The sequence below is a fragment of the Streptomyces flaveus genome, assembly GCF_014647675.1.
Lineage (GTDB): Bacteria > Actinomycetota > Actinomycetes > Streptomycetales > Streptomycetaceae > Streptomyces > Streptomyces flaveus.
This window is the reverse complement of the sequence record NZ_BMPQ01000001.1, coordinates 610785-624693: the sequence shown is the minus strand read 5'-3', so window position 1 is coordinate 624693 and position 13909 is coordinate 610785. Positions and strand designations below refer to the sequence as shown.

The 13909-nt window shown below is 69.6% G+C and carries 15 protein-coding genes and 1 tRNA gene; 8 read left to right on the top strand and 8 right to left on the bottom strand.

From position 1 onward, the window contains the following. Positions 1–12: 12 nt before the first annotated feature. The 4 genes from IEZ21_RS02540 (at position 13) to IEZ21_RS02525 (ending at position 3072) form a co-directional block, all read left to right on the top strand. Positions 13–909 (top strand): SPFH domain-containing protein, encoded by an 897-nt coding sequence (locus tag IEZ21_RS02540; protein ID WP_189320215.1) that lies wholly within the window; start codon positions 13–15, stop codon positions 907–909. 131 nt (positions 910–1040) lie between these two features. Beyond that, positions 1041–1718: a nucleoside/nucleotide kinase family protein gene (locus IEZ21_RS02535; protein WP_189320214.1), complete on the top strand. Its 678-nt coding sequence runs from the start codon at positions 1041–1043 to the stop codon at positions 1716–1718. 97 nt (positions 1719–1815) lie between these two features. Continuing rightward, positions 1816–2460: a lytic polysaccharide monooxygenase auxiliary activity family 9 protein gene (locus tag IEZ21_RS02530; protein WP_189320213.1), complete on the top strand. Its 645-nt coding sequence runs from the start codon at positions 1816–1818 to the stop codon at positions 2458–2460. Between the two features lie 96 nt (positions 2461–2556). Continuing rightward, the gene (locus IEZ21_RS02525) at positions 2557–3072 is read left to right on the top strand and encodes a DUF3592 domain-containing protein (RefSeq protein ID WP_246567241.1); all 516 of its coding nucleotides are present in this window, start codon (positions 2557–2559) and stop codon (positions 3070–3072) included. Between the two features lie 104 nt (positions 3073–3176). On the opposite strand, the gene IEZ21_RS02520 is transcribed toward IEZ21_RS02525, so the two are convergent. From IEZ21_RS02520 to ehuB, 6 genes are all read right to left on the bottom strand, one after another. Next, positions 3177–3253 (bottom strand) — tRNA-Lys (locus IEZ21_RS02520). 213 nt (positions 3254–3466) lie between these two features. Beyond that, the gene (locus IEZ21_RS02515) at positions 3467–4225 is read right to left on the bottom strand and encodes an IclR family transcriptional regulator (RefSeq protein ID WP_189320212.1); all 759 of its coding nucleotides are present in this window, start codon (positions 4223–4225) and stop codon (positions 3467–3469) included. 166 nt (positions 4226–4391) lie between these two features. Then, complete coding sequence (ehuA, locus tag IEZ21_RS02510) at positions 4392–5162, bottom strand: ectoine/hydroxyectoine ABC transporter ATP-binding protein EhuA (protein ID WP_033328939.1); 771 nt, start codon at positions 5160–5162, stop codon at positions 4392–4394. Positions 5163–5205: 43 nt separating this feature from the next. Further along, complete coding sequence (gene ehuD / locus IEZ21_RS02505) at positions 5206–5853, bottom strand: ectoine/hydroxyectoine ABC transporter permease subunit EhuD (RefSeq protein ID WP_189320210.1); 648 nt, start codon at positions 5851–5853, stop codon at positions 5206–5208. After that, entirely contained in the window at positions 5853–6590 is a 738-nt protein-coding gene (gene ehuC, locus IEZ21_RS02500) for an ectoine/hydroxyectoine ABC transporter permease subunit EhuC (protein WP_373302154.1), read from the bottom strand. Before ehuC ends, ehuD begins: the two co-directional genes overlap by 1 nt. After that, the gene (gene ehuB, locus IEZ21_RS02495) at positions 6587–7516 is read right to left on the bottom strand and encodes an ectoine/hydroxyectoine ABC transporter substrate-binding protein EhuB (protein WP_189320384.1); all 930 of its coding nucleotides are present in this window, start codon (positions 7514–7516) and stop codon (positions 6587–6589) included. The genes ehuC and ehuB overlap by 4 nt, the downstream gene beginning before the upstream one ends. A gap of 200 nt (positions 7517–7716) precedes the next feature. On the opposite strand from ehuB, the gene IEZ21_RS02490 reads away from it, so the two are divergent. Then, the gene (locus IEZ21_RS02490; protein WP_033328878.1) at positions 7717–8217 is read left to right on the top strand and encodes a DUF3830 family protein; all 501 of its coding nucleotides are present in this window, start codon (positions 7717–7719) and stop codon (positions 8215–8217) included. A 7-nt stretch (positions 8218–8224) separates the two neighbouring features. On the opposite strand, the gene IEZ21_RS02485 is transcribed toward IEZ21_RS02490, so the two are convergent. Next, on the bottom strand, positions 8225–9634 hold the full coding sequence (locus IEZ21_RS02485; RefSeq protein ID WP_189320209.1) for an amidase: 1410 nt from the start codon (positions 9632–9634) through the stop codon (positions 8225–8227). 39 nt (positions 9635–9673) lie between these two features. After that, positions 9674–10627: a D-2-hydroxyacid dehydrogenase gene (locus IEZ21_RS02480; RefSeq protein ID WP_189320208.1), complete on the bottom strand. Its 954-nt coding sequence runs from the start codon at positions 10625–10627 to the stop codon at positions 9674–9676. Between the two features lie 267 nt (positions 10628–10894). Here IEZ21_RS02480 and IEZ21_RS02475 point away from each other — a divergent pair, with 267 nt between their 5' ends. The 3 genes from IEZ21_RS02475 (at position 10895) to IEZ21_RS02465 (ending at position 13903) form a co-directional block, all read left to right on the top strand. Next, positions 10895–11758: a maleate cis-trans isomerase family protein gene (locus IEZ21_RS02475; RefSeq protein WP_189320207.1), complete on the top strand. Its 864-nt coding sequence runs from the start codon at positions 10895–10897 to the stop codon at positions 11756–11758. After that, positions 11755–12486: a maleate cis-trans isomerase family protein gene (locus IEZ21_RS02470; protein WP_189320206.1), complete on the top strand. Its 732-nt coding sequence runs from the start codon at positions 11755–11757 to the stop codon at positions 12484–12486. Before IEZ21_RS02475 ends, IEZ21_RS02470 begins: the two co-directional genes overlap by 4 nt. A gap of 316 nt (positions 12487–12802) precedes the next feature. Beyond that, entirely contained in the window at positions 12803–13903 is a 1101-nt protein-coding gene (locus IEZ21_RS02465; RefSeq protein WP_189320205.1) for an LLM class flavin-dependent oxidoreductase, read from the top strand. The last annotated feature ends 6 nt before the right edge of the window (positions 13904–13909 follow it).

The window sequence follows — 13909 nt, the reverse complement described above, 5'->3', positions numbered from 1 at the left end:
AGGGGCGCCCGGATGAGTATGACGACTTCGGAGTCGGAGCAGGGGCCCCGAGGGGCCCGGGTGCCGCGGCTGATCCACAACGAGGCGACCACCGAGATCCCCGTACACCTGTTGTTCCGGCCCGCCGAGGCCGGGCCTCGGCGGGAGACGAGGGAGCAACCGCGGGTGGCCCGGCGGGAGTCGGTGCCGCCGCCGGTCGTCGTCGATCCCGAGCTGGTGGAGCGTGAGGCGCGGGTGCTGCCGGGTGCGGTGGGCGTGCTGGCGGGGAGCGGCGGGGTCGCCGGGTGTGTGGTGGCGGCCTGGTGGGCCGGTGTACTGCCGTCGCTCGCCGGGGAGTTGGCGGGACTGCCCGCGTACGCGGGTGCCGGGCTCGGTGCTCCGCAGTGGGCGGGGCTCGCCGCGTCCGGGGCGGTCGCGCTCTTCGGGTTCGGCGGGCTGGCCCGGGGGCGGACCGGGAGCGCCTGGGTGCTCGGGCTCTTCGGGCGCTACCGGGGCACCGTCCGGCGTACCGGACTGATGTGGGTGAACCCGCTGCTGCTGCGCCGCCGGATCGACGTACGGCTGCGGCACTGGCGCAGCGAGCCGATGCCCGCCCTCGATGCGCACGGACTCGCCCTGCGCGTCGACGTGTTGGTCCTCTGGCGGGTCAGGGACACCGCCCGCGCCGCGCTCGGCGTCGAGGACCACGAGCGGTATCTGCACGAGTGCGTGGAGGCGGCACTCGCACGGCTCCCCGCCGGCACCGAGACCGCCAGGGAGAAACTGACCCGCTTCGTGGCGACGGACGCGGCGGCGGCCGGCCTCCAGGTGTTCTCCGTACAGCCGGTCCGCACCGAGTACACCCCTGAAGTCGCCGCGGCGATCCAGCGCCGCCGCCTAGCGGCCTTGGAGGCGCGGGACGGAGACTAGGCGGCGCCCCTAAAAGGAGGCCGCAGGCCCTCCTTTTAGGGGCGCGGGGAACTGCGCGACCAGCCACAACGAACCCGCAGGTTCATCCCCGCCCTTCCAGCGAAGCGCCCCCGTGGCGTTCCATACACGGCATGGAGATCGCTGACCGCCCCGCCCTCGCCGACCTCGCCGCGGACGCCTGGCAACTGACCGCCCGCCTGCCGCGCGCCGTACTGGGCCTCGCGGGCCCGCCCGGCGCCGGAAAGTCCACCCTCGCCCGCGCCCTGGTCGCGCACCTCGGCGAGCGCGCCGCCTATCTTCCGCTCGACGGATTCCACCTCTCCAACCGCCAGTTGGCACGGCTCGCCCTGACCTCCCGCAAGGGCTCGGAACCCAGCTTCGACGTGTGGGGATACGTCGCGCTGCTGCGCCGGGTGCTGGAGGACACCGACGCCGACATCTACGTACCGGACTACGACCGCACCATCGACGAGCCCATCGCCGCACGCCACCTGGTGCCGCCGGCCGCCCGGCTGATCGTCACCGAGGGGAACTACCTGGCCTGCGATCTGCCGGGCTGGCGCGAGGCGTACGGGCTCATGCGGGAGTGCTGGTATGTGGAGGCGCCCGGGGAGGTGCGTCAAGTGAGGCTGGTGGAGCGGCAGTTGGCGGGTGGGAGGAGCGAGGTGGCGGCCCGGGACTGGGTGAGGACCAACGACGACCCGAACGGGAAGCTGGTGGAGGAGTCGCGGGATCGGTGCCATCGGATCGTTTCGACGATTGGTACGGACGTTTCCGCGATTGGTATGGACATGTTCAAGGGTCAGTAATAATCTGAACTTGGTCTAGACCTGAACCATCGCTCCACGCATCGCGATGCGCACGCACAGCTCACGGAAATCCCCCACGTTCTCCAGGAGCGGCAGCATGCGCGAAAGCATCGGGAATCACGGGAATCACGAGAAACAGTCCAAGAAGCGGACCAAGTGGTACGCGGCCGTGGTCGGCCTCGCCACCACGGGAGCGTTCGTGCTCTCCACCGGCGGCGCCAGCGGCCATGGCTACACCGACCTCCCCGTCAGCCGGCAGAAGCTCTGCGCCAACGGCACGGTGACCGGCTGCGGCGCCATCCAGTACGAGCCCCAGAGCGTCGAGGGCCCCAAGGGCTTCCCGTCGGCCGGACCCGCGGACGGGCAGATCTGTTCCGCGGGCCACGGCAACTTCGGCGCGCTCGACCAGTCGAGGACCCCGTCAGGCGGCGCCTGGCCCACCACCCAGGTCACCGGCGGGCAGAGCTACACGTTCCGCTGGCAGTTCACGGCACGGCACTCGACGACCGACTTCCGGTACTACGTCACCAAGAACGGCTGGAACCAGAACGCCCCGCTGACCCGGGCCGCCCTGGACACCACCCCGTTCCTGACCGTCCCCTACAGCGGCCAGCCGCCCGCGACGCTCTCCCACAGCGGCACCCTGCCGTCCGGCAAGAGCGGGCACCACGTGATCCTCGCGGTGTGGACGGTCGCCGACACGGGCAACGCGTTCTACGCCTGCTCGGACGTCACGTTCTGATCCGACTCCGGATCTCTGAGCGTTACTTGAGACAGGCGTGCTTCCCCCGGGGGTAGGTTCCCCCCACGAGCAGTACCTGACCTCGGGGGAAGCATGATCGACCTCTTGTTCTACCTGGTGCCCAGTCTGATCCTGGCCGTGGTGCTCTTCGGCGCGTACAGCGTGGTGCGCCGCTCGCTGCAGATCCGAAGCGCCTGGAAAAGCGGCCTGACGGCGGAGGGGCGCTGTCTGCGGATGTTCACGACGACGCACGGCGGCAGCGGCGACTCGTCCGTGAGCACCACGCTGCACCATGTGTACGAGTTCACCGCTCGCGACGGCCGGACGGTCCGCTTCGAGGAGGAGGACGGCCCGGCGACGAACCTCGAGGGCGACTTCGTCACCGTCTACTACGCCGAGGGCCGCGACGTGGTCGCCACGGCGAAGGCGCCGAGCCGGGCCAGACTGGCGACGTCCACCGGCGCCAGCCTGGTGTTCCTCGGGGTGGCCGCGGTGTTCTGCGTCGGCTTCATGGTCACGCACAACCAGATGTCCGACGAGTTCGGCTTCGACGGGGACACGGGCGGCACCAGCGACACCTTCGTCGTCGACGGCGTCACGATGACCCCGTGACCCTTTACGTCTGACGATCGTGCGGCTGACCGGGGCGGGCCGGGGCCGGACGGGCCCTGGCGCATACGTCGAAGGGCCTCTCGCTCCCACGAGAGGCCCTTCGGTGGTGCGCCGCCAGGGACTCGAACCCCGGACCCGCTGATTAAGAGTCAGCTGCTCTAACCAACTGAGCTAGCGGCGCATGACTCCCGCCTTCCGCTTGTGGCGGTCGGCGACGGAAAAAATACTACCTGGTCCACGGGGGTGCTTGTGACCGCGTCAGCGCTCCGCTGGGTTGCGCCGTTTTAAGCTGCGGGTTCGTTGTGGCTGGTCGCGCAGTTCCCCGCGCCCCTGAAGGAAGGCCTGCGGCCTCCCTAGGGGCGCGATACCGCGCCGGACTTCGAGAGCCCGTGGCTCAGATCGCGAGAGACAGCAGTACGGGTGCCGCGCCCCGGTTCAGTGTGTCCGCTGCTGCCCGCAGTCGGTGTGCGTGTGCGACCGGGAGGGAGAGGGCCAGGCAGCCTACGGCGGAGCCGGCCGTGATGGGGACCGCCGCGCACACCGTGCCGATCGCGTACTCCTGGAGGTCGAGGACCGGCACGCTGGGCGCTTGGGCGTCGAGGCGGGACAGCAGGAGCCGTTCGCTGGTGATGGTGCGCGAGGTGAGGCGGGCCATCTTGTGGCGGGCGAGGTGGTCGCGGCGGGCGTTCACGTCGAGCTGGCCGAGCAGGCTCTTGCCGATCGCGCTGGCGTGGGCGGAGCGCCGGAAGTCCACCCACTCGTTCACCGCGGGCGTGCTCGGGCTGTCGGCGCACTGGGTGACGTGGACCTCGCCGTCGACGTAACGGCTGATGTAGACGGCGGCGCCCACCGAGTCGCGCAGCCGGTCGAGGTTGCGCTGGACCTGCTCGCGCAGCGCCTGGTCGCGGCCGCGTGCCGAGGTCAGCCTGGTCAGGGCGGCGCCGGTGATGTACGCGCCGTCGGCGACCTGCTCGACGTATCCCTCGCGGCGCAGCATCCGCAGGAGCGTGGTCAGCCGCTCCGTGCCGAGGCCGGTCGTGCGGGCGAGCTGGGTGTCGGTGACGCCGGTGGTGTGCCGTGCCACGGTCTCCAGTACGCGCAGGGCGTCCTGGGCCGAGTGGTACGGCGCGGTCGGCTCGTGCTTGAGCGCCACGGTTCCCCCTGCGCTGCTTGGCCGTTCTCGGATGGAGGCTGCTTCCACGATAGCCGCCAAAGGGCTGACGGGGAGCGGCTGTTGACGAGAAGAGTGGCGCGTTCCGGCGCTGCTAGCAGGAACGCACCACCCTGGCATATGCCACAGTCATGTCACGGTGAATCCGCTACAGAACCGCGCTCAGGAACTCCCGCGTCCGGTCGTGCTCCGGGTCGCCGAAGATCTTCTCCGGCGGGCCGGATTCCAGGACGCGGCCCTTGTCGAACATCAGGACCGCGTCGGAGATGTCGCGGGCGAAGTTCATCTCGTGGGTCACGCAGAGCATCGTGATGTCCGTGGTGCGCGCGATGTCCCGCAGCACGTCGAGGACGCCCGCGACCAGCTCGGGGTCGAGGGCCGAGGTGACCTCGTCCAGGAGCAGCACCTTCGGCCGCATGGCGAGGGCCCGCGCGATCGCGACGCGCTGCTGCTGGCCGCCGGAGAGCTGGGTCGGGTACTTGTCGATGTGCTCGGTAAGGCCGACCAGTTCGAGGAGATCGCGGGCCCGTTCCTCGGCCGCCTCCTTGGACATGCCGAGCACGGTGACCGGCGCCTCGGTGAGATTGCGCAGCACCTTCATGTTCGGGAAGAGGTTGAACTGCTGGAAGACCATCCCGATGTTCTTGCGGACCTCGCGGATGTGCTTCTCACCCGCCGGGACGAGCTTGCCGTTCTTCTCCTCGTGGGTGAGGTAGTCGCCGTTGACCTTGATCGTGCCTTCGTCGGCCTTGAGCAGGGTCATCAGCAGGCGCAGGATCGTCGTCTTGCCGGAGCCGGACGGGCCGATCAGCGTGACGTGTTTGCCGGAGTCCACCGAGAAGTCGAGGTTGTCGAGCACGACGTTGCTGCCGAAGCGCTTGGTGACCTTGTCGAAGCGGATCAGCTCGCTGCCGTCCACCGGTGGGTTCTGGCTGCTCTCGGGTTCTTTCTGCAGAGGGGTGTCAGCGGACAAGACGACGCTCCAGGGCTCGGATCAAGAGGGAAGCGGGGTAGGCGATGACGATGAAGGCCACACCCACGACGGTGATGGCTTCCGTGGTGAAGGTCTCGTTGCTGAAGGCCTGGGCCTCGCCGAGCATGTCGAAGGCGCCGATGGTCGCGATCATCGGGGAGTCCTTGAGCATGGCGACGACGTAGTTGCCCAGCGGCGGGACGACGCGGCGGATCGCCTGCGGCAGGATCACCGCACGCCACGTACGGCCCTTGGACAGGCTGAGCGCCGTGGCCGCCTCCCACTGGCCGGCGGGTACGCCGTCGATGCCGGCGCGGTAGACCTCCGCGGTGTACGTGGAGTAGTGCAGACCGAGGCCGATGATGCCGGTGGTGAGCGGCGACATCGAGGGACCGAAGTTCGGCACCACGTAGAACAGGAAGAACAGCTGCACCAGCAGCGGGGTGTTGCGGATGAACTCCGTGAACGCGATGACCGGCCAGCGCACCCACACCAGTGTGGACCGCTGCGCCATTGCCCACACGAGGCCCAGGGCGAAGGCGATCAGGGTGCCGATGGCCAGGGCCTGCAGCGTGACCAGCACGCCGTCCCAGAACCGCGGCATGAAGTCGTCCACGACTTGCCAGTCCCAGTTCATCAGATACCTCCCGCTGAACCCGAGCTGGCCTGCACGTTCTCACCGCGGGCGCTGAGCTTCGCGGTGATCCCGCCTCGCTTCTCCGGCTGCTGCCCGATCCCTGCCTTGGCCTTGCGCTCCACCAGTCGCATACCGCGGGTGATGAGGAAGGCGAGTACGAAGTACAGGACCAGCAGCAGCGTGTAGATCGGGGTCGTCTCATTGGTACCAAGCCGGACCAGGCCGCCGGCGAAGGTCATGTCGGCCACCGTGATCACGGAAACCAGGGCGGTGCCCTTCAGCAGTTCGACCAGCAGGTTGTTGAACGGCGGCACCATCTCGGGCCACGCCTGCGGCATCTCGATCAGCCGCAGCCGCTGCCAGCGGGTGAAGTTGAGCGCGATGCCCGCCTCCTTCTGCGCCGGGGCGACGGCGGCCAGGGAACCGCGGACGATCTCGGAACCGTAGGCGCCGTAGGTGAGGGCGAGCGCGCTGACGCCCGCCCACATGGGCACCAGCTGCCAGCCGAAGAACGGCAGGGCGAAGAACATCCAGAACATCAGCACCAGGGCCGACATGCCGCGGAAGATCTCGAAATAGACCCCGGCGAGGAAACGCACGATCCAGTACTGCGAATCGCGCGCGAGGCCGATCCCGAACGCGATGGCCGCGCCGAGGGCAGCGGCGTACACCGTCACCTGGATGGTGATCCAGATACCCGGCAGGAACCAGGTCGTGAAGAACTCCGAGCTCATCATCCGGCGCACAGCTCCTTCGCGGTGAGGTCGGTCATCTCGGCCATACCGAAACCGAAGGGCCTGACGATCTTGAGGAGCTCCTTGTAGTTGTTCTCCTTGAGCTTGAGCAGTTCCTCGTTGAACGCGTCACGGAAGTTCTGCTCGGACAGCCGGAAGGCGAATCCGCCCGCGCCGTAGACGGGCTTTCCGTCGATTTCGGGCTGGAAGGGTTCGGTCGCCTCGGCCCGGTTGGATCCCTTCACCGCGTCGCTGACCGTGATGCGCGTACCGGCGAAGGCGTCCACCCGCCCCTGGGACACCGCGTCGAGTCCGGCCACCTGGTCCGGCAGGATCAGTACGTTGCTGATGCCCGCGCCCTTGGCGGAGTCGATCTGGGCATAGGCCTTGCCCGAGGCAAGCTTGAGGCCCTTCTTCTTGATGTCCTCATACGTCCTGATGCCGTGCGGATTCCCCTTCCTGACGATGAAGGCGTCCAGCATGAGGTAGTCCGGGTCGGCGAAAAGCACCTGTTCGCATCGAGGAGGATTGATGTACATCCCGGCGGACACCACATCGAACTGCCGCGCCTTCAGCCCGGGAATGAGGGCACCGAAGTCCACCGGCACCGGCTTGATCTCGCCTATGCCGAGCCGCCCGAAGATTTCCTCGGCGATCGCGGGCGCTTCTCCGGTGGCCTGTCCGTCGTCTCCCACATAACCGAACGGCGGCTCGCTGGCGATCCCGATTTTCACGGAACCCTGGTCCTTCAAGGTGTCCAGCAGGCTTCCTCCCAGCACCTTCCCTTCGTCGGGGACGCGGCTGCAGCCCGCCACCCCGAGACTTCCCGCAGCGCCCAGCGCCACCGCTCCAGTGAGGAGTGAGCGACGGCTGAGCCCTCTGTGGGGTCCGTTGTCGGTTCCTGATCGGTTTGCGTGTGGTCGAGCCATGGGCGCGCGACTACCCGAACCAATGGAAGTCATGCCCTTCCTTCCCAGCCACTGAGTCAATTCATCCATCAATGCCCGGTATATAGGCATTAGTTGTGTGAGGTGGCTCACCCATGGCTCCGTCGAGGGTGCGCGTCGACCCACACGCTGCACACGGCCGGCCCGTGGATTCATGGCTGCGGCGGGGTACGGGTGTGACCATGGCCGACCGTTACATCGACGTCTCTCTGACCAAGCGCGGAGTCCACTGCACAGCAAAGCTCCTCGACGACCGCGCCCCCATCACCTGCGAGGCGGTGTGGAACGCGCTCCCGCTCGGCAGCGACGTCTACCACGCGAAGTACGCCCGCAACGAGATCTACACCCTGCTCCCCGCCTTCGCCCCCGCCGAGCCCCCGCTCGAGAACCCCACCGTCACCCCCATCCCCGGCGACCTGTGCTACTTCTCCTTCTCCGGCACCCAGCTGGGCACACAGTCGTACGGCTACGGCGGGGCCTCCGGCGTCCAGGCCGGCACCCCGGTGATCGACCTGGCCCTCTTCTACGAACGCAACAACCTGCTGATCAACGCCGACGTCGGCTGGGTGCCCGGCATCGTCTGGGGCCAGGTGGTGGAGGGCCTGGACGCCATGGCGGAGGCGTGCAACGACCTGTGGCGGGCCGGGGCACTGGGGGAGACGCTCAGCTTCCGAAGGGTCTGAGCGGGGCCTAAGCGGCGCGGCGCGGCGGGGGAGCCGCCTGGGCCACCCCCGCCTCGTACAGCGCGTGCGCCGCTCGCAGCACCAGGTCGTCCCGGTGCCGGGCGGCCACGATCTGCAGGCCCACCGGCAGTCCGTCCCCGTCAAGCCCGACGGGGACGGACGCCGCGGGCTGCTGCGTCATGTTGAAGGGGTACGTGAACGGGGTCCAGCCCGTCCAGCGCCCCAGCCCCGAGCCCTTCGGCACCTCGGCGCCCGCCTCGAACGCCGTGATCGGCAGCGTCGGCGTCACCAGCAGGTCGTACGTCTCGTGGAAGCGGCCCATCCGGCGGCCCAGGTCCATCCGTACGTCCACCGCGGCCAGATAGTCGAGCGCGCTGTAGCTAGCGCCCAGGTCGCAGATCTCCCGCAGGCCCGGGTCCAGCAGCTCCCGCTGGTGCGGGCCGAGGTTCTGCGTCACGCGGGCGGCTCCGCTGAACCACAGGGTGTGGAAGGCCTCCACGGGCTCGGTGAAGTCGGGGTCGGACTCCTCGACGTACGCGCCGAGAGAGGCGAGCCCCTCCACGCCCCGCCGCACGGCCGCCGCGACTGCGGGATGTACGGGGACCTGGCCGCCGAAGGAGGGCGAGTACGCGATCCGCAGGCCCCGTACGCCGCCGTCCAGCGCGTCCGTGAACGGCCCGGGCGGCGGCGTGAGCGCCGACCAGTCGCGGGCGTCCGTGCCGCTGATCACGTCCAGCATGAGGGCCGAGTCGGCGGCGTCGCGTGTCATCGGTCCGACGTGCGCGAGCGTCCCGAACGCGCTCGCGGGATACAGCGGCACCCGCCCGTACGTCGGCTTCAGCGCGAAGATCCCGCAGAAGGAGGCGGGGATACGGACACTGCCGCCGCCGTCCGTGCCCAGGGACAGCGGGCCCGCGCCCATGGCCACGGCCGCCGCGCTCCCGCCGCTCGAACCGCCCGACGTACGCGACACGTCGTACGGATTCCGCGTCACCCCGGACTGCGGCGAGTCCGTGACGCCCTTCCACCCGAACTCGGGCGTGGTCGTCTTGCCCAGGAAGACGGCGCCGTGCTCGCGCAGCCGGGCCACGGAGGGCGCGTCCTCGTCCCAAGGCCCTTCCGCGCGCACGGTGTTGGAGCCCTTCAGGGTCGGCCCGCCGCGCATCAGCAGGATGTCCTTCACCGTGACCGGCACCCCGTCCACGAGCCCGGCCGGCTCACCGCGCCGCCAGCGCTCGGCCGACTCCCGCGCCCGTACGAGCGCTTCGTCAGCGGTGAGGCGTACGAAGGCGTTCACGGAGGGCTGGATCTCCTCGGCCCGCTGGAGCGCGGCCTGTGTCGCCTCCACGGGACTGAATTCGCCCTTGCGGTATCCGTCGACGAGTTGTAGTGCGGTCAGCTCGGTGAGCTCGGTCATGCACCCCTCCAAGGGAGTTCTCCGGAGTCCGAAGAGAGTTCAGTGCCCGGGTACGTACCCACGCTGCTTGTCGACCACGTTCGGCAGCGGCTCACCCGCCTCCCAGAGCTCGTACAACTCCACGAACTGTGTGCCGAGTTCGTCCCGCCAGCCGATCGTGTCCCCGCTCATGTGGGGCGAGACGATCAGTCCGGGGACCTCCCACAGGGGGCTCTCGGGGGTGAGGGGCTCGCGCTCGAAGACATCGAGCGCCGCTCCCGCGATCCAGTGCTTCGACAGGGCGTCCACGAGCGCGTCCTCGTCGACGAGCTGCCCGCGCCCGACGTTGATGAAGCACGCGGAGGGCTGCATGAGCCCGAAGCGCCGCTCGTCGAACATCCCGTGCGTCTCGTCCGTGAGCGGCGCCGCCGACACCACCCAGTCCGCGCGCGCCATCAGCCGGTCCAGCTCGTCCGGCCCGTGGATGCCGGGGCGCGGGGTGCGCCCCACCAGGGCCGTCTTGATGCCGAGGGCCTTCAGCGTCTGCTCGATCGCCCGCCCGATCGGCCCGGAACCCACCACGCACGCGCGCGTGCCCCCGACCCGCTGCGACTCGCGGTGCCGCCACTGGCGCGCCCGCTGAAGCTCCCACGTACGCGGCAGATCCTTGGCCATCGCGAGGACGAGCGCGGCCACGTACTCGGCGATCGGCTGGTCGAAGACGCCGCGCGCGTTCGTCACCACCGTGTCGGACACGGCCAGCTCCGGGCACATCAGGTGGTCCACGCCCGCGCTCGCCGTGTGCACCCAGCGCGGTCGCGGACCCTCGCCGGGCCAGGCGCGACGCACCGCGTGCGATGTGAAGTCCCACACAAGCAGGACGTCCGCGGCCGGCAGCAGCGAGGCCAGCGTCGACTCGTCGGCGTGCTCGATCCGGACCCGTCCGGTGAGCTTGCCGAGGCGGGGCGGTGGCTCGGCGTCCAGCACCAGAAGAGTCGTTCTGTTTTCGGCCATGTGCGGGGTAATGGGAGCGGTCATCGGGGGGAAACCGTTTCGCAATGCGAGTCCGCTTCTCTTGGGTCTGGGCACACTCACGGGGTAACGGCGGCAGCCGTCTGAGATGCACGGATTGACCACGCTGGCACCGGAACCTACCTTCGTCAACACGGACCCGTAAGCAGTCCGCTTCCTGTCCCGACGTCCCGGCATGCGCCGGCTTGTGTCCCCCGGCCCACCGGCCGGTTCTCCACCACTCGCTCGACTTGAGTTTGGGGCCTGCTCATGGACGTCTCCTTCCTCGGTGGACCGCACCCGCAGCGTGGTGTCGGCATCGTCGCTCCCTTCGACTTCGCCCTCGATCGCGAGCTGTGGCGATGGGTGCCGGACGAGGTTTCACTGCATTTGACCCGCACCCCTTTTGTGCCCGTCGAGGTCAGCCTCGACCTCGCGCGGCTGGTCAGCGAGCACGAGACGCTCGGTGAGGCGGTGCGCGCACTGAACGCGGTACATCCCGAGGTCGTCGCGTACGCCTGTACGTCGGGCAGTTTCGTCGGCGGCATCGCGGGCGAGCGGGCGATGTGCGAGGCCATGACCCGGGCCGGCGAGGTGGCGTCCCTGACGACCTCCGGTGCGCTGCTCGAAGCCCTCCAGGAGCTGGGCGCCCGCCGTATCGCCCTGGTCACGCCCTACACCGTGTCCGTGACCCAGGCGCTGGAGGAGTACCTCGCCGAGGCCGGTATCGAGATCATCGGAACCTCCTCTCTCGGCCTGACCCGGCACATCTGGAAGGTCCCCTACCGCGACGTCGTCGACATGGCCCGCGAGGCGGTCCGCGGCGCCGCGGACGCGCTGTTCATCAGCTGCACCAATCTCCCCACGTACGACGTGATCCCGCAGCTGGAGGCCGAGCTGCGGATTCCCGTCATCTCGGCCAACCAAGTGACGATGTGGGCAGCACTGCGTCACATGGGTACGCAAGCGGTGGGGCCCTATCAGGCGCTGATCGACCACTCGGCGCGGCAGCGTCCGGTGACGCCGGAAGCACTGCCGGAGTCAATGCCGGGCGCACTGCCGGGAGCGATGCCGGGAGCAGTGTCCGAATCACAGGGGCCCGTACTGCCGGAAGAACAGGAAGGTTGGGCATGACGGCACTCGGATTCCTCTACCCGGGCCACTCGGCCGAGGACGACTACCCACGCATCGAGCAGCTCCTGGGCAGCGACATCCGCCTCCCGCTCGTCCACACGGACATCGGTGAGGACGCCCACCGCGAGGACGCGCTGCTGGAGATGGGCTCGGCGGCCCGGCTCGCGGCCGGCGTCGAGGAGCTGCGGCTGTCCGGTGCGGAGGCGGTGGTGTGGGCGTGCACGTCCGGCAGCTTCGTGTACGGCTGGGAGGGCGCCCATGAGCAGGTTCGCACCCTCGCCCTGGCGGCCGGCATGCCCGCCTCCTCCACGTCCTTCGCCTTCGCCCACGCGATCCGTGAGATCGGGGCGCGACGGGTCGCGATCGCGGCGACGTATCCCGAGGATGTGGCGGCGATGTTCGCCGCCTTCTTGAAGGGCGCGGGGATCGAGGTGGTCTCGATGCGCGGCAGCGGCATCATCACGGCGGCGGAGGTCGGAACGTGGGGCGCCGACGAGGTCCTCACCCTCGCCCGCTCGGGCGACCACCCCGACGCGGACGCGGTCCTCCTCCCGGACACCGCCCTCCACACGGCGTCCCACCTCCCCGCCCTGGAGAAGGCCGTCGGCAAGCCGGTCCTCACGGCGAACCAGGTGACGGTGTGGGAGGCGCTGCGGTTGGCTGACCGCCGGGTGAACGCGCCGGAGTTGGGGACGTTGTTCACGCGCGAGCCGATCGTGCAGGTCTGAGGGGGGTCCTCGGGGCTCCGCCCCGGGCCCGGTTTCCGGGGGCCAGCCCCCGGGCCCCCTGATGGGTCGTGTGTCGGCTGCGGGTCCGTTGTGGCTGGTCGCGCAGTTCCCCGCGCCCCTGAGGGGCGCTTCTGCTCAGCTCAGCTACTCAGCCTGGCCGGCACAATTCAGCCCGTCCGGCGTTTGAGGACGAGGCCGTTCAGGCCGATGCGGGGTCTGGGGCGCAGCCCCAGCGGGGTTCAGGGGCGGAATAACCGGAGGCCGCCTCCCGTTAGGTACGCGCGGACCCGACGTCGTACTCAGCAGGAGGCACCCCGTGACGGCAGACGAAATACGAGGCGAGACGGCGGGCACCGCTCAGGTGCCACTTTCCGTGCTGGACCTGGTCACCGTGGGCGCCGGCCGCACCGCCACAGACGCCCTCCGCACCAGCATCGAACTGTCCCGCCTCGCAGAGAACCGCGGCTTCCACCGCTACTGGGTGGCCGAACACCACTCGATGCCGGGCGTCGCCTCGACGTCCCCCGCCGTGATCCTCGCCCACCTCGCCGCCCACACGGACCGGATACGCCTCGGCTCAGGCGGCGTCATGCTCCCCAACCACGCCCCCCTCGTCATCGCGGAACAGTTCGGCACCCTGGAGGCCATGGCCCCGAGCCGCATCGACCTGGGCCTGGGCCGAGCCCCGGGCACGGACGGCGCGACGGCCGCGGCCCTGCGCCGCACCGACCGGCTCAACGAGGGCGCCGATGACTTCCCCCAGCAACTCGCCGAACTGACCCGCTTCCTGGACGACGACTTCCCGGACGGCCACCCGTACGCCCGTATCCACGCGGTCCCGGGCCCCATCCAGGCCACGGCCCCCGGCGGCGTACAGTCCCCGCACCGCCCGCCCGTCTGGCTCCTCGGCTCCTCCGGCTTCAGCGCCCGCCTCGCCGGCACCCTCGGCCTGCCGTTCGCCTTCGCGCACCACTTCTCGGCCCAGAACACGATCCCGGCGCTCGACCTGTACCGCGAGTCCTTCACACCCTCCGAAGTCCTCGACGCCCCGTACGCACTCATCGGCGTCTCCGCGCTCGCCACGGACGACGAGAAGGAGGCCCGCCGCCAGGTCCTGGCCGCCGCCCTGAACATGGTCCGCCTGCGCACCGGCCGTCCGGGACTCGTGCCCACGCCTGAGGAGGCGGAGGCGTACGAATTCAGCCCGATGGAGCGGGAGTTCGTCGACTCCTGGAACTCCAACGTCATCCACGGCACCGCGGACGAGGTCCGCGCCGGCCTCGACGACCTGCAAAAGCGCACGGGCGCGGACGAGTTGATGATCACGGGCAACGCCCACAGCGGAGACGTACGCCTGCGCTCGTACGAACTGATCGCCGACGCCTACCAGTTGCCGAAAGCCCAGACCCAGGCCTGAGGTGGC